General features: G+C 62.7%; 21 protein-coding genes. 12 read left to right on the plus strand and 9 right to left on the minus strand.

Annotated elements, in window-relative coordinates; translation table 11 throughout:
- Window positions 1–33 precede the first annotated feature (33 nt).
- The 4 genes from OKW28_RS20770 to OKW28_RS20785 form a co-directional block, all read right to left on the minus strand.
- Window positions 34–1557, minus strand: coding sequence for an ATP-binding cassette domain-containing protein (locus tag OKW28_RS20770; protein ID WP_429448448.1), 1524 nt, complete (start codon window positions 1555–1557; stop codon window positions 34–36).
- Window positions 1554–2480 carry a branched-chain amino acid ABC transporter permease gene (locus OKW28_RS20775; RefSeq protein WP_429448449.1) on the minus strand — a complete coding sequence of 309 codons (927 nt, stop codon included), beginning with the start codon at window positions 2478–2480 and terminating at the stop codon, window positions 1554–1556. Before OKW28_RS20775 ends, OKW28_RS20770 begins: the two co-directional genes overlap by 4 nt.
- A gap of 23 nt (window positions 2481–2503) precedes the next feature.
- Window positions 2504–3379, minus strand: a complete 876-nt coding sequence (locus OKW28_RS20780) for a branched-chain amino acid ABC transporter permease (RefSeq protein ID WP_429448451.1) — start codon at window positions 3377–3379, stop codon at window positions 2504–2506.
- 91 nt (window positions 3380–3470) lie between these two features.
- A complete protein-coding gene (locus OKW28_RS20785) occupies window positions 3471–4736 on the minus strand; it encodes an ABC transporter substrate-binding protein (protein WP_429448453.1) in 1266 nt (421 codons plus the stop codon).
- Between the two features lie 568 nt (window positions 4737–5304).
- Between OKW28_RS20785 and OKW28_RS20790 the strand changes: the two genes are divergently transcribed.
- The 4 genes from OKW28_RS20790 (at window position 5305) to OKW28_RS20805 (ending at window position 9192) form a co-directional block, all read left to right on the plus strand.
- On the plus strand, window positions 5305–6561 hold the full coding sequence (locus OKW28_RS20790) for an ABC transporter substrate-binding protein (RefSeq protein WP_429448455.1): 1257 nt from the start codon (window positions 5305–5307) through the stop codon (window positions 6559–6561).
- A gap of 40 nt (window positions 6562–6601) precedes the next feature.
- The gene (locus tag OKW28_RS20795; RefSeq protein ID WP_429448457.1) at window positions 6602–7471 is read left to right on the plus strand and encodes a carbohydrate ABC transporter permease; all 870 of its coding nucleotides are present in this window, start codon (window positions 6602–6604) and stop codon (window positions 7469–7471) included.
- On the plus strand, window positions 7471–8322 hold the full coding sequence (locus tag OKW28_RS20800) for a carbohydrate ABC transporter permease (protein ID WP_429448459.1): 852 nt from the start codon (window positions 7471–7473) through the stop codon (window positions 8320–8322). The genes OKW28_RS20795 and OKW28_RS20800 overlap by 1 nt, the downstream gene beginning before the upstream one ends.
- Window positions 8323–8424: 102 nt before the next feature.
- Window positions 8425–9192, plus strand: coding sequence for a phosphatidylinositol-specific phospholipase C (locus OKW28_RS20805; protein ID WP_429448461.1), 768 nt, complete (start codon window positions 8425–8427; stop codon window positions 9190–9192).
- A gap of 917 nt (window positions 9193–10109) precedes the next feature.
- Here OKW28_RS20805 and OKW28_RS20810 read toward each other — a convergent pair.
- A complete protein-coding gene (locus OKW28_RS20810) occupies window positions 10110–10664 on the minus strand; it encodes a hypothetical protein (protein ID WP_429448462.1) in 555 nt (184 codons plus the stop codon).
- A 46-nt stretch (window positions 10665–10710) separates the two neighbouring features.
- Between OKW28_RS20810 and phbB the strand changes: the two genes are divergently transcribed.
- The 4 genes from phbB to OKW28_RS20830 all read left to right on the plus strand — a co-directional run bounded on the left by phbB (window position 10711) and on the right by OKW28_RS20830 (window position 12461).
- Window positions 10711–11454: an acetoacetyl-CoA reductase gene (gene phbB, locus OKW28_RS20815; protein ID WP_429448464.1), complete on the plus strand. Its 744-nt coding sequence runs from the start codon at window positions 10711–10713 to the stop codon at window positions 11452–11454.
- A 95-nt stretch (window positions 11455–11549) separates the two neighbouring features.
- Window positions 11550–11708, plus strand: a complete 159-nt coding sequence (locus OKW28_RS20820; protein ID WP_018436194.1) for a hypothetical protein — start codon at window positions 11550–11552, stop codon at window positions 11706–11708.
- Between the two features lie 122 nt (window positions 11709–11830).
- Window positions 11831–12025 (plus strand): hypothetical protein, encoded by a 195-nt coding sequence (locus OKW28_RS20825; RefSeq protein WP_429448466.1) that lies wholly within the window; start codon window positions 11831–11833, stop codon window positions 12023–12025.
- Window positions 12026–12206: 181 nt separating this feature from the next.
- On the plus strand, window positions 12207–12461 hold the full coding sequence (locus OKW28_RS20830; RefSeq protein ID WP_429448467.1) for a hypothetical protein: 255 nt from the start codon (window positions 12207–12209) through the stop codon (window positions 12459–12461).
- A gap of 119 nt (window positions 12462–12580) precedes the next feature.
- On the opposite strand, the gene OKW28_RS20835 is transcribed toward OKW28_RS20830, so the two are convergent.
- A complete protein-coding gene (locus OKW28_RS20835) occupies window positions 12581–12958 on the minus strand; it encodes a DUF3022 domain-containing protein (RefSeq protein ID WP_429448468.1) in 378 nt (125 codons plus the stop codon).
- Between the two features lie 225 nt (window positions 12959–13183).
- Between OKW28_RS20835 and OKW28_RS20840 the strand changes: the two genes are divergently transcribed.
- Window positions 13184–13504 (plus strand): hypothetical protein, encoded by a 321-nt coding sequence (locus tag OKW28_RS20840; RefSeq protein WP_429448470.1) that lies wholly within the window; start codon window positions 13184–13186, stop codon window positions 13502–13504.
- Between the two features lie 48 nt (window positions 13505–13552).
- Window positions 13553–13822 carry a hypothetical protein gene (locus OKW28_RS20845; protein ID WP_429448472.1) on the plus strand — a complete coding sequence of 90 codons (270 nt, stop codon included), beginning with the start codon at window positions 13553–13555 and terminating at the stop codon, window positions 13820–13822.
- A gap of 104 nt (window positions 13823–13926) precedes the next feature.
- Here the strand turns inward: OKW28_RS20845 and OKW28_RS20850 are convergent, their stop codons facing one another.
- Entirely contained in the window at window positions 13927–14790 is an 864-nt protein-coding gene (locus OKW28_RS20850; RefSeq protein WP_429448474.1) for an alpha/beta fold hydrolase, read from the minus strand.
- 109 nt (window positions 14791–14899) lie between these two features.
- Between OKW28_RS20850 and OKW28_RS20855 the strand changes: the two genes are divergently transcribed.
- Window positions 14900–15751 (plus strand): LysR substrate-binding domain-containing protein, encoded by an 852-nt coding sequence (locus OKW28_RS20855; protein ID WP_184069590.1) that lies wholly within the window; start codon window positions 14900–14902, stop codon window positions 15749–15751.
- Between the two features lie 177 nt (window positions 15752–15928).
- Here OKW28_RS20855 and OKW28_RS20860 read toward each other — a convergent pair whose 3' ends face one another.
- Window positions 15929–17059: an MBL fold metallo-hydrolase gene (locus tag OKW28_RS20860; RefSeq protein WP_429448476.1), complete on the minus strand. Its 1131-nt coding sequence runs from the start codon at window positions 17057–17059 to the stop codon at window positions 15929–15931.
- Window positions 17060–17143: 84 nt separating this feature from the next.
- Here OKW28_RS20860 and OKW28_RS20865 point away from each other — a divergent pair, with 84 nt between their 5' ends.
- Window positions 17144–17758 (plus strand): TetR/AcrR family transcriptional regulator, encoded by a 615-nt coding sequence (locus tag OKW28_RS20865; protein WP_429448478.1) that lies wholly within the window; start codon window positions 17144–17146, stop codon window positions 17756–17758.
- Between the two features lie 542 nt (window positions 17759–18300).
- On the opposite strand, the gene OKW28_RS20870 is transcribed toward OKW28_RS20865, so the two are convergent.
- Window positions 18301–19284: a hypothetical protein gene (locus tag OKW28_RS20870; RefSeq protein ID WP_429448479.1), complete on the minus strand. Its 984-nt coding sequence runs from the start codon at window positions 19282–19284 to the stop codon at window positions 18301–18303.
- Window positions 19285–19333: the final 49 nt, after the last annotated feature.

Consider the following 19333-nt stretch of genomic DNA (forward strand, 5'->3'; position numbering starts at 1 on the left):
GCCGCGCTACGGGCTCGCCTGCCGCTGCGGGCCTTAGCTGCGCGCGTCGCCGGAGGTCGTGGCGTCGGGCTCACCGGTAGGCGCCGCCTCGAGAAAGCCGCGCCCCATCTCAGCCTCGAAGCGCGAAGCGCTGCCCTCCCAGATGATGCGTGCATGTTCGAGCACGTAGACACGGTCCGCATGCGGCAGCGCAAACCTGACGTTCTGCTCGCCCAGCAGTACGGTAATGGGCGTGGACTTTTGCAGCGAATCCAGCGCTTTCGACAATTGCTCGAGAATCACGGGGGCGAGCCCCAGTGTCGGTTCGTCGAGAATCAGCAGCTTCGGCTGGGTCATCAGCGCGCGCGCGATCGCGAGCATTTGCTGCTCGCCGCCGGAAAGCGTGCGCGCGGTTTGGCCCTGGCGCGATTTGAGGATCGGAAAGAGATCGAACAGCCACGACAGCTGTTTGGCGCGCACCGTATCGGCGAGATGATATCCGCCGAGTTCGAGATTCTCGCGTACCGTCATGTCGCCGAATAGCTCGCGCGTTTCCGGGCATTGCACGAGGCCGGCGCGCGAGATCGCGGCACCGCTGCTACCGCGCAGATCGCGCCCGTCGAAGCGAATCGTCCCCTTGTACGGCACGAGGCCCGAGAGCGCGTTGAAAAGCGTCGTCTTGCCCGCACCGTTCAGACCGACAACCGATACGAACTCGCCCTCGCGCACCTGCAGACTGACGTCGTCGAGTGCGCACGCCTTGTCGTAAAGCACACGCACACCGGTCACCTCGAGGATCGTGGGCCTGGCAATGCCCGCGGCTCCGGTGCGCTGGCGCAACTCCAGCTTGCTGCCCAGATAGACCCGGCGCACTGTCTCGTTCTGCATCACTTGTTCGGCGGTGCCCTCGGCGACGTGCTCGCCAAGGTACATCGCGAGCACGCGGTCGGCGAGCGCGGACAGACTTTTGACGTTGTGATCGACCAGCAGCACCGCGCGGCCTTCGGCGCGAAAGCCGCGAATCAGCTCGGAAAACGCCTCCGATTCCGCCACCGTCAGTCCCGCGAACGGCTCGTCCACCAGCACGACCTGCGGGTCGCGCGCAATCGCTTTGGCCATCTCCATGCGGCGCAGATCCGCAAATGGCAGTGTCGCGGGATGCCGATGCATGACGGCGGCAAGGCCCACACGCGAGGCAATTTCCTGCGCGCGCTGGTGCACGTGCGGTTCGGCGGCCAGCTTGACGAGCGAATCAGGAAGCAGCGCGAGCTTGATGTGTTCCAGCACCGTCTGCCGATGGAGCGGCCGCGAATGCTGAAACACGATGCCCACGCCCGCGCGCGCGATCCGGTGCGGCGCCCAGCCGGCCATCTCCACGCCATTCACCTTGACCGACCCCGCGTTGGGCCGCTCGATTCCCATGATCAGCTTCATGACGGTGGACTTGCCCGAGCCGTTTGGTCCGATCAGGCCAAGAATCTCGCCGGGCCGGATGTCGAAGCCGATATCCCTGACGGCGACGAGACCGCCGAAGCGCTTGGTCAGTCCGCGTACGGAAAGCAGCGGCGTGTCGTTCATTGGCGCTCCCTCGCACGCAGCAGATTGCCGAGCAGACCGTCTGGAAAGAACAGCAGCGCCGCCAGTGCGACCGCCGCGACGACGAATGTGTTGAGCTGGCCGAGCGGGCGCAGAAACTCGCCGGCGACGATCAGGAAGATCGAGCCGAGCACAGCGCCGAGTATCGTGCGGCGTCCGCCGAGCACGGCCGCGATGATGATCTGTACTCCCACGCTGAGATCCACCACCGTGCTCACGGAGGCCGTGCCCTGGTAGAACACCAGCATCGCGCCGGCCACGCCGGAGAAAACGGCGCTGATGCAAAAGGCCACGAGCTTGTGTCGCGTGACATTGAAACCCAGCGCCTGCGCGCCGGTCGCGTCCTGGCCGCTTGCCTGCAGGATCAGACCGACTGCCGAACGCGACAGGCCGAACAGCAGGACAGCGCAAACGATCAGGAACGCGAGCGCGATCCAGTAGTTATGGTTCGCATCGACCGACATCACGTCCGGCACCATCATGCCGATCTCGCCGCCAGTTATGCCCGCAAAGATCACGATGGCGTTCTGCAGCAGCAGCACGGCCACGAGCGTAACCAGCCCGAAGTAAGGACCGCGCAACCGCAGCGCGGGCACCGCCAGCAGCAGGCCGCCCACCAGCGCGACGCCACCGCCAGCGAGCACGCAAACGGGTATGGGCAGACCCCATCTGGCGTCGAGGATCGCGGCCGAATAGGCGCCGAGTCCGATCAGGAACGTCGGCCCGAAGTTGACCTCGCCGGCAAAGCCGAACAACAGGTCCCACGACATGGCGAACACGCCGAAGTAATACGCAACCGTGAGCACGCCGAGGATGTAGCCCGAAAACCACCACGGCAACGTCGCCGCCATCGCGGCGAGCGCAACGGCGATCCATGCGCCACGCGAACGGAGAAGAACGGACATGGGGGTACGCTCCATTCGCACTGTTAGCGGCGTCCCAGGAAGCCCTGGGGTCTTACATACACCACGAGCACCAGCAGCAGCAACGCGGGCAGCGGCCGCAGGGTCGGCGCGATCAGATAGGCCGTCATGGTTTCCAGATAACCGACGACATACGCGGCCATCAGCGAACCGGACACGCTGCCGAGCCCGCCCAGCACCACAATGGAGAATGCGCTGGCCGTGAGCTGCCCCGCATTGTTGGTGCTCACGCCGAGGAACGAAGCGAGCAGCACGCCCGCGATACCGGCCAGCACCCCATAGATGCTCCACGCGAGAAGATAGATTCGGGAGAGTTCGAAACCGAGCAGCGTGAGACCACGAGGGTTCATCGAAGCCGCGAGCAGCGCCTTGCCTGCGCGCGTGCGGTTCACGAACAGCCACAACATGGCGATCACGGCCCAGCAGACCACCGCGATCATGATTTCGTTGAGCGGCACGCGCACGCTGCCGATCATCGCCACACCGCTGATCAGCGGGCGCATCGTCACCGGGTTGTCGGTGAAGAGCCACGCCATGCCCTGCTGGATCATGATGCCCCACAGCAGCGTGCCGGTGAGCACGAAGATTTCCTTCTCTTCGCCGGGAATCGCGGCCGAGCGTTGAATGGGCCGCACCACCATCAGGTAGGTGACGAAGGCCGTCACGAGGCCCGCCAACACGCCGAGCAGCGTGCCGAGATAGGTGCCAAGTCCCGCCTCGCCCGCGAGCATCCAGCCCATCAGCGCCGCGACCAGCATCACGCCGCCGTGCGCGAGATTCAAGATGCCGGAGACGCCGAAGATCAACGTGAAACCGATCGCGCCCAGCGCGTAAAGCGAACTGATTGCAAAGCCGTCGACGAGAATCTGCAGTAGCAACATGCCCGGCCTTTCATGTTGGTTAAGGTGTCGATGCGTGCGCTGTCCGGGCCTTCGCTATGCGCGGGTCCGGACAGTCGCGATCGTCGCGCTGCTAGTTCGCGCTTGCCTGCTGCACCTTGATGAAGGTCGGGAATTTGACCACGCCGTTGGCAATCGACTTGGGCCAGATCGCAACCTGCTTGCCGTTTTGCCATTGCAGGTCGATGCCCGTGATATAGCCGGGCCCGTACTTCAGCGCGTGCGTGAACTGATCGCTCTTGCCGTAGAACTGCCAGCGTCCGATCGTGCCCACGTAGTCGGTTTTCTCGAGTGCGTCGACCATCTGGTCCGGATCGGTCGAGCCCTTGTTGCGCTTGATCGCGTCCGCGACGATGTAGACGAGGTCGTAGCTCGTGAAGCCGCAATACGCCGGAGAGACGCCGAACTTCTTCTGATACTCATCCGTAAAAGGTACCGTTTTCGACGTGATCGCCACGCCCGGCGCCGCGGCCGAGGCCGTGATCACGCCTTCCGTCGCGCCGTTCGTGTCCTTCCAGAAGCTCGTCGTCGTGGCCTGCGAGCTTTGGCCCGACATCGGGATCGGCACCTGCTGGTCGTGCCATTGCACGGTCGGCTGCACGCCAACGTGGCTGATGCCGGTGGTGATCGTGTCGGGGTGCTTCGCCTCGATCTGGTTGAAGATCGGCGTGAAGTCGGAAGTGTCAGGATTGAAGCGGATGTGATCGAGCACCTGAAGTCCCGCTTTGGGCAGGCATTCGAGGTAGCGTTCGTCGAGCGGCTTGGTCCACGCCGCGTCCTCGCTCATGACGACCGTCGTTTTCATCTTGAACTGGCCGACCAGAACGTCGTGTGAGAAGTCGCAGATGGACTGTGCGATGAACGCCGAGGTCATCCAGCCGTGGAACGTGTACTTGTAGTGATCGTAGTCGTCGTGAACGTGCTTCGAAATGTCGTTGCTAGCCGCGCCGGGAGTGATGAAAGGCACCTTCAGGCGTCCCGACCACGGTTCCATCGCGAGCGCCACTTCGCTGATGTAGCTGCCGATCACAGCGACCACCTTGTCCTGAGTCGCCGCGCGCTGGAAGGCGCGCACGCCGTCCGAAGCCGATGAATGGTCGTCGTACGCGACGATCTGGATGGGCCGGCCATCGACGCCACCGCTGGCGTTGATCTGGTCCGCGGCGAGTTGCGCCGCCTTGCTGATCGAAGCGCCCGCCACCGAGGATTCTTCGCTGATCACGCCGATCTTGATCGGCTCTGCCGCCGCATGGGCGCCTGCCGGCAGACCCAGGCCCGCCGCTACCATCCCCGTCGCGACGACGCAATGAAAGTTTCGCCACACACTGTTACTGGACATCATGCATCTCCGATTCGAAAGGATCGTTGAGCAACATTTGCCCGCCACATCGCAGCATTTGAAGAATGCGCACACAACAATATTCACGGGCCTCGCAGCGCTCAATCGGTACAAACGATGACCGGGTCCCTACGGATTTCATGGTGCAGAGCGGAAAAAATATTCCTCCCGCGCCGCCGGACGCGGTTTGTCCACCGTGAGAGCGATGGCTATGGACCGCGAGATTAGCGGCCTTCGTCCTCTCGCTCATTCGTCGTCCGAAGCATTGTGGCCGCATCGCTTTGCGGGGTTGGTGCGGCGGTTCAATGGACCGACCCGCGCCATGATCAGCTGAGGGCGGTCGCGGCGCGGAAACGGACCACGCGGCGAGCGTGCCTGCGTGCGGGTCCGAACACTGCGCGGCAACCCTGCTTGCTGACACATGTACGTCATGATAGGTTGCTGCAATTCCCGCTGCCGCATCTGGCATCTATTTTTCGCAACGCTGCGCGCGATCAAAAAAAAGCGGGGTGGGTTGCTCTGGACTCATCGTACGCATACGCCTTTCCCCTAGAGGAATTCAAGAGCCATGGCTTCAATGATCCAGCGGACGACCCTGTTCGCCTGCCTCCGCGCGGCTTCCGTCGCGGCTTGCCTGTCCATCGCCGCCTTTGGTGCCCATGCCGCGGATCTCGTGATCGCAGGCCGGGACGACATCTACGGCCGCGGACTCGCGCAGGCGGTGGACGGCTACAAGAAACAGCACCCGGGCGTCGATATCGAGTTGCTGAAGCTGCCGAACAACGACCTGTATCAGAAACTGAAGCTATCATTGCGCGAAAACACGCGCGCCTATGACCTGGTGATGATGGACGACACCTGGTCCCCCGAATTCATCGCCAACGGATGGCTTCAGCCGCTGCCCGCCACGCTCGCGGATGCCGACATGGTGACGTCCACGATCTCCCTCGGACGCACGTCGACGGGAACCTTGTACGCGATGCCGATCGTCGGCAATGTCGAGATGTTCGCTTATCGCAAGGATCTGCTCGCGAGTCGCGGCCTGCAGCCGCCGCGCAGTTGGGACGACGTGCTGAAGATCGCGCAGACCATCGGCACTGCCGACAAGGACGTCTCGGCTGTCGTGTTTCGCGGCGTGAAGGGTAACCCCGTCGTCAGCGGTTTTCTGCCGATCCTTTGGGCCTATGGCGGAGAAGTCGTCGACACCAACGGCAAGGTCACGATCGATTCGCCCGAAGCGCTGGCCGCGCTGAAGATGCTGCTCGCCCTGAAGAAGTGGGCGCCGAAGGACGTCGACGTATATGGCGCCGGTGAAGTGCGAGACGCCCTGCAGGGCGGCACGGCCGCGCAGGCCATCGAAGTGTGGCCCGCCTGGCTGCCCGCGCTCGACGATCCGGCGAAGTCGCGCGTCGTCGGCCAGGTCGCGCTGCAACCGCCGCCCGGTCAGGTCAAAGGGCCGGCGCCGATGCTCGGCATCTGGCAAATGGGTATTGCGAAAGATGCGGCACATGCGAAAGTGGCGGCGGATTTCCTCGCCTATCTGACTTCGTCGGCCACGCAAACACAACTGGCCGTGCTCGGCATTCCGCCGACGCGCAAGAGCGTCTTCGTCAATCCGACGCTCGTCAAGCAGTATCGCTGGTACCCGGACCAGCTGAAGGCGCTCGAAGCGGGCCGTGCGCGGCCTCGCGTGAAAGACTGGCAGCAGATCGAGGCGATTCTCGGCGACGCGTTGCAACTCGCGCTGACGGGGCAGGCCGCGCCCGACGCAGCCTTGCATCAGGCGGCGCAGAAGATCGCCCAGGCCAACGCCGCATTGCAGTGAAAGCGGCTGTGACAGCGCAGACAAGCGTGGGAAAGAGTCGATGAGCGGGTTGCGACGTTATCTGCCGCTGATCGTCCTGATGAGCCCAGCTGCGCTCGTGCTCGGCGTGCTGGCGCTCTACCCGATGGCGCGCGTGCTGATCGATTCGTTTTTCTCGGTGAATTACGCGTCGGGGCATCGCTCATTCATCGGGCTCGCCAACTATCGATCGGTCATTTCGGACGGCGAGTTCGGCACGAGTTTCGTCAATACGATCCAGTTCATGAGCGTGGCCTCGCTCGCTGAAGTCCTGTTCGGCCTCGCGCTCGCGCTGCTGTTCGTCCGCGCGTTTCCGGGCCGGCGCATCGCCTTGCCGCTCGCCGTGCTGCCGATGATGCTCTCCACGCTCGTGTGCTCCGCCATCTGGCGCAATTGGCTCAATTACCGCGGCTTCCTGAATGCGCTGCTGACGGCGGCTGGTCTGCCGGCGGTGCCCTGGTTATCCGATCCGCACCTCGCGCTCTGGTCGCTGATGTTGGTCGATGTCTGGCAATGGACGCCGATGGCATTCCTGATCATTCTCGCGGGGCTGCAGTCGATTCCGCCTGAAATCGCCGAAGCGGCCCGCACCGACGGCGCGAACGAATGGCAGTGCCTGCGATACATCACGCTGCCGCTCGTTGCACCCCACGTCGCCCTCGCGATGCTGCTGCGCTCGATCGACACCTTCAAGCTGTTCGACAAGGTGTACGCATTGACGGGCGGCGGTCCGGGCAATGCCACGCAAACGCTGTCGACGTACATCTACGACACGGGTTTCCGGTTCTTCAACGTAGGACCCGCCAGCGCGGCTTCGGTACTGATGCTGCTCACGTGCGCGGTGCTGGTCTCGGGATACATATGGAAATCGGCCGTCAAGCGCGACCGTTGATGCCTCTCGCACGCTTGCAGGGTTTAGCGCGACGCTCCTCCGCTGCCGCGGTACGAGGGCTGTTGCGGATCGCTGCGCTGGCGGTGCTGCTGCTGCCGTGCATATGGATGGCTGGCGCGGCCTTCACGCCGACGCTGGAACGCCTCGCCCATCCGCTCGCGTTGTGGCCTTCGGCGCCCACGTTCGAGCATTTCGCGGCGGTGTGGGAAAGCGGCATGGCCCAGTCGGTGCTGAACTCCGTGTGGGTCGCGCCAGTCGCCACGTTGCTCGCGCTCGCGCTGGCTTTTCCGGCCGCTTATGCACTCGCGCGGCTTGCGTTTCCCGCGCGCCTCGATCTGCTGTTCCTGCTGCTCGTGCTGGCACTGAAGCTGATGCCGCCGATTACGGTGGCCGTACCGCTGTTTTCGCTGGCCAAGTGGCTCCATCTGCTCGATTCGCTGTTTGGGCTGATACTCGCCTATCAGCTGTACGCGCTGCCGATGGCGATCTGGATGTTGCTGCCGTTCGTGCGCGACGTGCCGATCGAATTCGAGGAGGCCGCGGCGCTCGACGGCGCGAACCTCGCGCAGCGCATCGTCTTCATCGTCGTGCCGCTGTGCGCGCCAGGTCTCGTTGCCACCGCCATCTTCGTGTTCATCATCGCGTGGAACGAGTTTCTGCTGGCGCTGTTGTTCGTCTCGTCGCCGAGTCATTTCACGCTGCCGCTCGCCATGGCGGGTTATGTGACCGAGAACGGCATCGACTGGGGCGAACTGATGAGCGCGGGGCTGATTTCGTCGGTGCCGACGCTTCTGCTCGCGGGCTATGTGCAGCGCTATCTGCTGCAGGGCTTTTCGGGCGGGTTGAAGTAGGGGGCTCCGACTTCACGCCGCCGCTGCGGCAGACGCTTTGCTTATCCAGAGGTTCTCTTGCGCCCTGCCCTGACTGATCACACCGTTTCGCCGGCTGACTGGATGTCGGCCGTCGATGGCAGCCGCTTGCTGTCCGTACTCACCTTGCCGGGTAGCCACGACACCTGCGCCTACACGATCGATGACCGGCTCGCGCGCACGCAGCATGCCACGCTCGACGATCAGTTGCACCATGGCGTGCGGGTCCTCGACATCCGCTGCCGCCATGTGCGTGATCGCTTCGCGATTCATCACGGCGGCATCTCGCTGGGTCTGACTTTCGACGATGTGGTGCGGACATGCACTCAGTTTCTCACGCTTCACCGCGGCGAATGTATCGTCATGTCCGTCAAGGACGAATGGCCCGCGCGTGAGTGCGCCCGCGCGTTTGCCGCGACCTTCGAATGGTATGTGGAAAGACATGCGGATTTGCGCTGGCACCTTGCTTCCGGGCGGCCGCTGCTGGAGGCGGTACGCGGGAGCATCGTGCTACTGCGGCGCTTCGCAAGTGAAGAGCCGCTCGGCATCGACCTGACAGTCTGGCCCGAGAACGCGACGTTCGATATCGACGTCGCGCCGGCGCCGTTCACCATTCAGGACGAGTTTCGCGTGCCGGTGCCGACATCGATCGCTTACAAATGGCGCGCCATCGATTCACTGTTGAACCTCGCCCCCGCTCTGTGCGGCGAGCGGTGGGTAGTCAACTTTTGCAGCGGCACGGGATGGCGGCGGCGCCGGTCGTCGTGGCGTGTGGCGATACACGGCATCGCGGCATTCACGAGCAACTTGCGGAGCGACTCGCGGCTCGTCCGGAACCAGGCGGCACAATGATGCTCGACTTTTGCGACTGGCAGGACTGGCGCCTCGTTGATGCGTTGATCGACTGCAACTGGAGCCGATAAGGTTTCGCTGCGGGTATGACGTTGCCCGCGAACGTCAGCGTGGTTCCTTGTTTGCCTGAGGCTGCCGCGGTGGCGGCTTCGATTCTTGTCCGCGTTGCGCCGGTTCACGCGCACAGGCGTCCGGCGGCGTGACATAAGGAACGTCGTCGCGGCAACACGCATAGATCGGAAACCCATACGCGTTCGTGCCGACGATGGTCGTTGGCCCGTGCAGCGGGCACACCACCTTCATGGCGCCCCCCATGAAACTCATCGATCAATCGCTTCCATCTTACGCTCGCGTGCGAACGGTGTTCTATGCGCCTGCGTTGCCCTTCGAAACCCGGTCCCGTTCACCGCCGCCGACACGCATTCGCTATGCGTGCCGCGCCGCAGCGTTCGCCATTCTCTACAGCACGCGTCGCGCTCGAGCGACGCTACCTGGGCAGCCGCCCCCTCGTGCAGCAAGCCGGCCGGGCTCACGCCGGAGTGCCTGACAGGGTCGGCTGAATTGACATTTTCTTGCATAACATGCAATGATGCATCCGGTGGTGCTCACTGCAGTGTCCTGTCATTTCGGCCATTTTGGTGACATTGTTGGGGTGCTCTGCGAAGCAATCGGAGAGCGCATTCATCATCGCTGGCCATTGACGTCCTTCGTTCGGACGTTCAAACGTCGACTTAGCGCGACTACGCCCCTGACAGCCGACCTTTCGGAATAGGGGTATTCACCTAGCCTTTCGTCCCAAAAATTTAACATTTCGAAGTTAGAATTAATCCTCTAAAAACGAGATTGTGATGTCATTTCATGACAGTTGAAATAGAGGGCGCAGCATCCGGTCAGTGACACGGCAGGACTGACGAGGGTTATGGCCAACCGATCGGCCACGACCCGATGATGGACACCGGGTCGTCATTCGACTGTTGAATACCCACGATCAGAAGTGCGATCCGGGCCGAACTGGTTTTGTGGTGTTTATTTAGTCTTACTAATAACACTTTTGCTCCGGAATCCTCTCGACCGACATTCAGCACATTCATCGCGCATGTCGTCTCCGGGGCAAGCGGGTTCGAAATCAATTCAGGGAGAAGCAATGAAAGACCTCTCGTCCGAAGATTTGCTGAAACTCTGCCGAACGAATGCGTCAATTTTTCTTTCGCTCGCCAGCGAAGCGTTTGAAGGGCACAGAAACTCGCCGGCCTGAACCGGCTGGCGAGAAACGCCATTCGGGGCATCTGGAATCTTTGAGCAGTGCGCCGGCGCGGCATATCGCGGCGAGCTGGCGCACCCGGCTCCATTCGCGCAATACCACAAGCCAATAAAAACCCGCGCGGTTCAATCAATGCCGCAGCCGTTCTCCCACGACGCGGGAGGAGCAGCGCATTGTGGCAAAGGAATGGCTGGTTGTGCGAGACGGCCATTGGGTATTCACGATCCTCGCAGATATGACGATCACGGATGGAAAGGATGACGAAACGAATCGTAGTAGTAACAGGCGGCATGGGCGGCCTGGGAGAAGCGATCAGTACGAAACTGCACGACGCAGGGTATGCGGTGGTAGTCACGCACTCGCCGAACAACACCGGTGCGGACAAATGGCTGGCTGACATGGAAACTCAGGGCCGGAGCTTCCGCGCTTACCCGGTCGATGTGGCCGACTACGACTCATGCCAGCGTTGCGCGGACAAGATTCGGGCGGAGGTCGGCCCGGTCGACATCCTGGTCAACAACGCGGGGATCACCCAGGACATGACTCTCAGGAAGATGGACAAGGTGAACTGGGATGCGGTCATTCGCACGAACCTCGATTCGGTCTTCAACATGACCAAGCCGCTGTGCGAAGAGATGGTCGCACGAGGCTGGGGGCGCATCGTCAATATTTCGTCCGTCAACGGTTCAAAAGGCTCGGTCGGCCAGACCAACTACGCCGCGGCCAAGGCTGGCATGCACGGTTTCAGCAAGTCGCTAGCACTGGAAGTGGCGCGCAAAGGGGTCACCGTCAACACGATTTCGCCGGGCTACCTGGCCACCAAGATGGTCACCGCGATTCCGCAGGAGATCCTCGATACGAAGGTCCTGCCGCATATCCCGATGGGACGTCTCGGCAAGCCCGAGGAAGTCGCGGCGCTCGTGCTCTATCTATGCTCGGACGATGCCGGCTTCGTGACCGGCTCCAATATCGCGATCAACGGTGGCCAGCACATGCAGTAACGCGACACACCGCGCCGGTACGCCCCGGAACATCGGACGAAGACGGCGTGAACCATTCACGCAACACCCCTGTGCTTCCATGAGAGGAACGTGTCATGAGTGAGACCTGGATGGGCCTGATCATTGGGGGCTCGGCCCTCAGCATCGCAATGCTGATGGTGATTGATCACTATCGCCGTGAGCGCAGACGGGCACGACTGCTACGACATCTGGATCATCACGAGTGGTGGCATCAACCGCGCGGGCGAATGTAGGCGCATCGTCCGTGCCAATAACAGATCAGATACTTCGAGAGGGCTGAAGAATGACACCGGAAACCACCGGACAACTAAAGGCCACAGGCCATCAGATTACGGTTCGTACGAGGCGCGGCGGCATGCGGGTCGCCGCAGTGTGGCAGGTATTGATGCCGGTCGCGGATGCCATCGAGGACGTACGGATTACGAGCAACCGCAAACGCGACGTCGAAGACATGACGATCGCGTTTGCCGACAGGTTCTCCGGATCGCTGCACACCGTTCTCAGGCAGTTCGAGACGATGCCGTGGGTGGCCGCCGCGGAACTTTGCTGAACACCGGGGCCGTGCCGCTTGCAATGGGTCGCGTCGCCACGCCACCCCGCGCGCGTCATGCTACCTGGCCCGCCAGGTAGCTGGCGGGCGCGCGCCCCGCATGGGTTGTTTGGCACGAACCGGCCAATTGAAGTCGGACGCATACGACCGGACCTAGCCGGTCACCACCTGAGAGAAGTGGATGAAAACAACAAGCAAGAAAGGGCCCCCGGACAGGGAGAGCCCCTATACACCCCTGACCGCTGGAGATGCGATTTCCCATCTCGAACGGATCCTGTCCTCCGATGGCGCGGATTCGTTGTTCAGCCGGACCTACTGGCGCGCGCGTGTTCAGCAGGTGAGCGCTACTCAAGGACTGACTCCGCGGCAGCAGGCAAGGCTTGTGAAGTTGCTCGAGTCGCTCCCGCCCCCGGTCCCGAGCGAAGAATCGTGCTAGGGCCTGTTCACTTTTCGACCTCGCTACATCGTGGAGATTCGGGCGCAACTCGATTGGCAGGCGGCCGCCGGCTCGGACAGCCAATCGCCAAGCCGCAGACGTACGCCGTCCGCGATGGATCAGAGCTGGTCGTCTACATCCAGCAGCCGATCCTCCACATGCAGATCTTCGGCGCACTCTCCCCGCAAGGGCAGCTCACCGCCTTCCGCTCGGAGTCGATCGCGGACCATTTGGCCGAGGCGTTCGCGCACGAGGATACGTTGTGCCGTGTCCATCCGCGCGTAACGCTGAATCTGCGAATCCGAAAAGTGGAGTGTGAGCACGCATCGCGCATCCAGCGTCGTGTCGCCATGTGACTCGACGACCCAGGAGGCCCGGATGAAAAACGTCCGGCCGTCGTCGTAGCTGCTGATCGCGGGCGCCTTCGGCGACTCGAATAGCGTGGAAAGAGCCAGTTCGATTTCTTCGACGCGCTGGTTCAGATCGATGTCTTTCATTGAAAGTCCTCCTTGTGGTCGAGGGCCCGGTTGCGTGGCATCGGGCGTCGTCGTGACCGCGGGTTCGCTCGACGCTGCGCCCGAGTCGCCCGCTGGCACGACGGCGCTCGCGTGTCCGCACTATGCGTGCCGGCATTGCGCCTGGCCCCGCCGAATTGATGAATCGATGAATACGCGAGCAAGAACTGTGACCGGCTGCCTCTGGCCGCCCAATGAAGAGGCAGCGTGCTTCGGCTGAAGCCGTCGAAATCGCTGGCGCGTCCGGAAGTGGGCGCGCGGCTCGTGAAGAAAAGCGCGGACTACGACCGTGCCGTCGAACAGATCGTCGGGTTGCAAGCCGAAGGCCTCCGTAGTCAGGCTATCCAAACCCTGAACAAGGAGCTGCTGCCGATCTACATCGGTTACACGGCGACACTCGAGGACATCAACCAGTTTCAGGTCGCCGGGACAACGAAGGCCATCGCCGCCATCACGGACATCGCCCAGAAGTTCGAGGTCACCAGCAGAGACGAACGGGCCATCTGCTCAACGCTCTCAAGGACATGAACGACAGGCAAGGACGTCACCGCATTCAAGCCTCACCGGCGCGCGCTGATGCTCAATCCCAAGGTGCTGCTGCTCGACGAGCCGCTCGAGGGCCTCGCGCCGATTATCGTGCAGGACTTGATGCGCATCCTCTCGGAGATCATCCGCGACGAAGGCCTCTCAGTGATTCTGGTCGAGCAGAACGCGCGCAAGGCGCTGGGCATCACGCACAACGCCGTGGTGCTCGAGCGCGGCTCGGTTGTTCATTCGAGTACGGTGGTCGAGTTGCTGGCCGAGGATCACAAGATCGATACCTTGCTGGCCGTGTCTCAACATTAAGAGGCGCGCGATGCGCGGGGCTGCCCCCTTTGGGCTCCGCAGGCGCATCGCGTGCTGGCCGGGAAAACCAGCGTGCACGCCGGAGCACTCTGCCGCCAACCGGGCTACGCCGCGAAAGTCGCTACCGCCCTGTTGAACGCATCCGGTCTCGCGACATTCATCCCATGCGACGCACCCTCGATCGTTTCGCGTTCGGCAAACTCGATCCACTGTTCGAGCTTGTCGACCGTATTGCGGAACATACGGGGACTTTTCTGGCCATCGATCAACAACGTACGGCACTTGATATCGCGCGCGGATTCCGGCGTATAGGCGGGAAGCGGATCGAGCAACTGCTTTGGCAGCGTGAGCGCGTTGTCGAGCGCCATGCGACGAAAGCTCTCCGGGCTTTTGTTCCAGAACCCCGGCATGCTCACCGAGTCGACGAACATCGACAAGCCGGCGTCGAACTCGCCCCGCTCGATCAGTTCCGCGACCCGTGCGCGCAACACGTTGGTCGCTGGCGGCATGAACGCGGGCTGCCCCCTCGGTTCGGTTTGCAGCGGGCCGCCGGGATCGGCTAGCGTCAGCGTTTTCACGAGGCGCGGAAATTCGCGCGCGAGATGGAAAGCCACGCACCCACCCCGCGAGTGACCGACCAGATGAACGGGAGCAAGGTCGAGCGCCGTGATGAATCCGGCAATTTCCTCGACGTGCGCCTCCCAACTGAAGTCGCTGTATCCAAACGCATCGATCTCGGGCCAGTAATGGCTCAAGCTCGGCGCGAAGCAGCGAAACCGGCCAGACAGAGAGGCCATCTGGGCGTCCCAATAGCGATAGTCGCAAAGCGAGCCGTGCACGAACACCATCGGCTCGCCGCGCCCGGACTCGACATACGGTATCGCAAGACTCGATGCGGTGGTCACAAACGATGGCGCGGACGCGCCAAAGGCCGAGGCCAGAATCGATGGGCTGCTACGTGCATTCATCACAGGGGCTCCTTTGGCGCCACTATCGAGGGTGTGCTCGCAAAAGAAAATCGCATAATATTGATGGAATCGATCTACTTTTCTGATATCAACCATCATGGCAACGGAAATGAAAGCGCTCGATCTGGACGTGCTGTCCATGATCATCGCGGTCGCGGACGCCGGCACGATCAGTCGCGCGGCGCAGGTCGTGCATCGTTCGCAATCGGCGGTGAGCATGCAGATCAAGACGCTCGAGACGGCGCTCGGCAAGGCGCTTTTCGTGCGCAAGCCTCGCAGCGTGGTGCCGACGCAGGACGGCGAAATGCTGTTGACCTACGCGCGACGGATGATCGCCCTGCGCGACGAAGCGTGGGCAGCGGTGGTACGGCCCGACGTGACCGGACGCGTGGTGATCGGCGTGCCTGACGACTATGCGACGTCACTGTTCCCGCCGATCCTCAAGAAATTCTCGGCGACCTATCCGAAGGTGGAGATTCAGGTAGTGGGCCTGCCAAGCGTCGCTCTCGAGCCCATGTTGAAGGACGGCACGGTCGATCTCGTCTGCGCGACGCGCGTGAAAGGATTGCACGGCGAGTTCCTGCGTCATGAACCGATGGTCTGGGCCGCCGCGCCAGGCGCGACCGAGATCTGGCGTGAAAGGCCCTTGCCCATCGCCGTGTTTTTGCCCGGCAGCGTCGCGCGGGAGAAAGCCATCCGGAGCCTGGAGCGCGCGCGCATCACGTATCGAACCTCGTATGAAAGTCCGAGTCTGCTGGGTCTGCTGACGATGGCCGAGGCCGGACTCGCGGTGACTCCTTTGGCCAAGTGCGCGGTACCGGCTCACTTCTCGCTGCTGGGAACCGCGAATGGCCTGCCGGAAATCGGCACACTTGAAGTCGTGCTGGCGCGAAGTGCCGCTTCGAAACGGCCTGTGTGCGATTTTCTCGCGGAACGCATTCTCGCCGACCTGAAGAATTAACCCGCAGATCGACGGTTGCGTATCACGCCACGGCGGACAGTTCCGACGGAGCGTACTTCGAGGTCGCGAGCGCTTCGGCGGGAACGGCAACGTGCGCGCGCCGCACCAGCGCGCCGCCGAGAAACAGTCCGCTCGGGCGCTCTCGTCCGCCGCAAAGACGTGGCGGTGCCAACCACCTCAGGACGACTCCCACTCCTGGACCCCGCGCGACGCGCACATCCGCCACGAAGCCTTCGGCACGGCAGCGGTTTGCGCAACGTCGCGCCACCAGCGTTCGCCGCGATGCACCGCAGTCAGATCGAGCCGCTCGCCCATGCGCGGTGTCGACAGCGCGACGCCTCGCGCAAGCGCCAGCCCCGTCACCCTTTCGAACGGCTCCTGCCAGCGATGCATCGCGAGGTCGAAGGTGCCGTTATGGATCGGCACGAGCCAGCGGCCGCGCAGGTCGATATGCGCCTGCACGGTTTCTTCGGGCTGCATATGGACGTATGGCCACATCGCGTCGTACGCGCCGGTCTCGATCAACGTGACGTCGAATGGTCCGAGGCGCTCGCCGATCGCGCTGAAACCCTCGAAGTAACCGGTGTCGCCGCTGAAAAACACGCGCAAATCGTGATCGACGATCACCCACGACGCCCACAACGTCCGGTTGCCGTCGAACAGGCTGCGCCCGGAGAAGTGCTGCGCGGGCGTTGCGGTGAACTCGATGCCCTCGACCTCCGTGCCCTGCCACCAGTCGAACTGCCGGACCTTTGCCGCGTCGATACCCCATTCGATGAGCCGGTCGCCGACCCCAAGCGGCGTCAAAAACACCTCGGTACGCTGCGCCAGTATCAGCACGGTTTCGCGGTCGAGATGGTCGTAGTGATCGTGCGACAGGATCACGCCGCGCAGCGGCGGCAAATCGTGGAGTGAGACCGGCGGCGCATGAAAGCGCTTCGGACCGAGATTGCGGAACGGAGACGCCCGCTCGGCGAACACGGGATCGGTCAGCCAGAACTTGCCGCGCAACTTCAGCAGCATCGTCGAATGACCGAGCCGGTACAGGCTGCGGTCGGGCGCCGCGTCGAGTTGCGCGCGCGTCAGCGTTTCGACCGGCAACGCGTCGGCCGGCACGGTGCCGCTCGGCTTGTTGAACAACACCGTCCACGCGAGCCCGAGCGTTTTGCGCAGGCTTTCCGCCGGACGCGGCTTGACGTTGCGGAAGCGCTCGCCGTCATGCTGCGGCGACAGGCTGAACCTCGCGCGGCTGCGCTGTGCGGCGTTCACGCCGAGCATTCGGCGGACAAAGGCGGGAAGCGACGTCATGAAGTTGACCTTCCGAAGAAAATTTACACTCGGCAGTGTAGTTTATTTTCAAGAAAAGTAAACTGGCCAGTGTAAAATCGTTGGATGGAATCCTGTGCCCGCCCCCAACGTCTGACTGACCGAAAGCGCGTCGCGATCGTCGCCGCCGCGATCGAGGAATTCCTCGCGGCCGGCTACGACGCTACCAGCATGGACCGCATCGCCGCCCGCGCGAACGTCTCGAAGCGCACGGTCTATAACCATTTCCCGAGCAAGGAAGCGCTTTTCGCGGCGATTCTCCATCAGCTGTGGGACGCGAGCCATGACGGCGATGCACCCTCTTATCGTGCTGGCCAACCGTTGCGCGCGCAGTTGCTCGATCTGCTGGAGCGCAAGCTGCGGTTGCTTCACGACGAGTCCTTTTTGTCGCTTGCCCGGGTGGCGATCGCGGCTGGCATACATTCACCGGAGCGCGCGCGGGACATGGTCGCTCGCATGGGGGAACGCGAGGAAGATCTGACGGCGTGGGTCCGGGCGGCCGCCGCGGACGGCCGCATCAAGACCGATGACCCCGTCTTCGCGGCACTGCAGTTGCAGGGGCTCGTGAAGGCTTTTGCCTTCTGGCCGCAAGTGGCGATGGGGCAAGTGCCGCTCGATGCCAAGGAGCAGAAGCGCATCGCGGAAGCGGCAGCGGATATGTTTCTCGCGCGGTATGCGTGAGTCGGTTTGCCGGGTTGGGGCGTCACGTCGATCGCGACTGGAGGGTTGATCTGCGTCGAGTCTCTGTCGTCTGTCGAGCACTACCGATGGCTGGAATTGCCCTTCATCCTCCTTGAATCGACTTTAATTCATCAATGGTTGCAGCAACTACGTCGTCCAGTGAGCTACTAGCCCACCGTCCGGCAGCGGCTCCAGCCGGACTTTTTCTCCGAACCACCCGGGCAGGAAGACGCGCGCCTCGAACGACTCGACCACCTGCCGCCGTGGCGCGTGGCGTATTGCCCGCCGCTTACGTTTAGACGCCAATACAGTCGTAGAAATAACGCCGCGCGAAACCAACGCGAGCCCGAACGTGTGAAAACTTGACGGCTCCCACCTAAGGCCAGCGGGCTATGGTGATGACAAAGTCCAGACCCAGAACAGACGATTTTTCGTCTGGCGGCCAAAGCCGAAGAGGTACGGAAAACCGGCAACAGGGCAATCTGTTCGAGGGTTCGCAGTCCGCGCCTTCCGCGACTGATCAATCTCGCGCCGGCACGGACTCACTTGCCGCGGATGATCAGCCAGCGCGAGCGGATGCCCTCCGTGAGCGACTGCACGTTGTCGCCCAGTTTGTATTTTCCCCGCAGCATTTCCTTGCCCGACGAGATGCCGCGGTGGCAGGCCTCGATCAGCTTCTTGCGCATCGAAGCCGAGAACCCGATCCCATTGCCGAAGCAGAGTTCGATCAGCGAGTCGACCAGCGCGGTCGCGACCTCGTCGCGCTCGCGCCGCGCGCCCGGGGCAAGGATGCGGCCGGGCCAGAGGGCGTACTCGACGCCTAAGTTCTTGTTGGTGGCCTCCAGGTCCTCGATGGTGCGGTTCAGGTCGGACCAGGGGCCGGCGCCGTCGTAGGTATCCAGGCCTACGGCCGTGAACTTCCCGTACCTGATCTGGAAGAAGATGTTCTGGTCGCCGAGGATCGAGCCGCGCGGATACTTTTCACCGGAGTTCACTTCGCGAAAGCGGTCTCCGTTGCCGATGAAGAAGTCGACCGCCAGTATCTCGCCAAGACCGAAGGGCACGTCGGTATTGCCGCGCACCAGCGCGTCGCCGAGTAGCTTCTTCTGCTCCAGATCCTTGCCGATACCGTGCAGGTTTGCCAGCTCCTCGACGAAGCTAACCTTGATGGCGGTCTTGACCGTTCGGTCAGCGGTATGGAGCAGGTCGTCGAGCTTCTGCAACCATTGCGTCTGCGTGAGCGGCGGGGTGGCTTTGACCTTGGCCGGGTCGCAGCGCTTGAGTTCGTCGATTTCCTTGAGTGAGAGCTTGGCGGTTTCGAAGGGCAGGCCACGCAGCCTGGAGAAGGCGGTGGCATGGAACTCCAGCATGGCGCCGACGTTGTTGCGCCCGGCGCCGTCCTCGGACTTCACCACCAGCGGGCGCGAAGCATTGCGCTGGCTAATGAGCAGCACCACGTTCTTGTTGTTGGCCTCGACCGGCTGGATCGACGAGATCTCGCCGGCGGCGATATCCATGAACGGCATCAGACTCTCCTTGGGGATCAGGAAATCAGAACGACCTTTCGGCCAGACT

The organism is Paraburkholderia sp. 40, from assembly GCF_050434105.1.
GTDB lineage: Bacteria > Pseudomonadota > Gammaproteobacteria > Burkholderiales > Burkholderiaceae > Paraburkholderia > Paraburkholderia tuberum.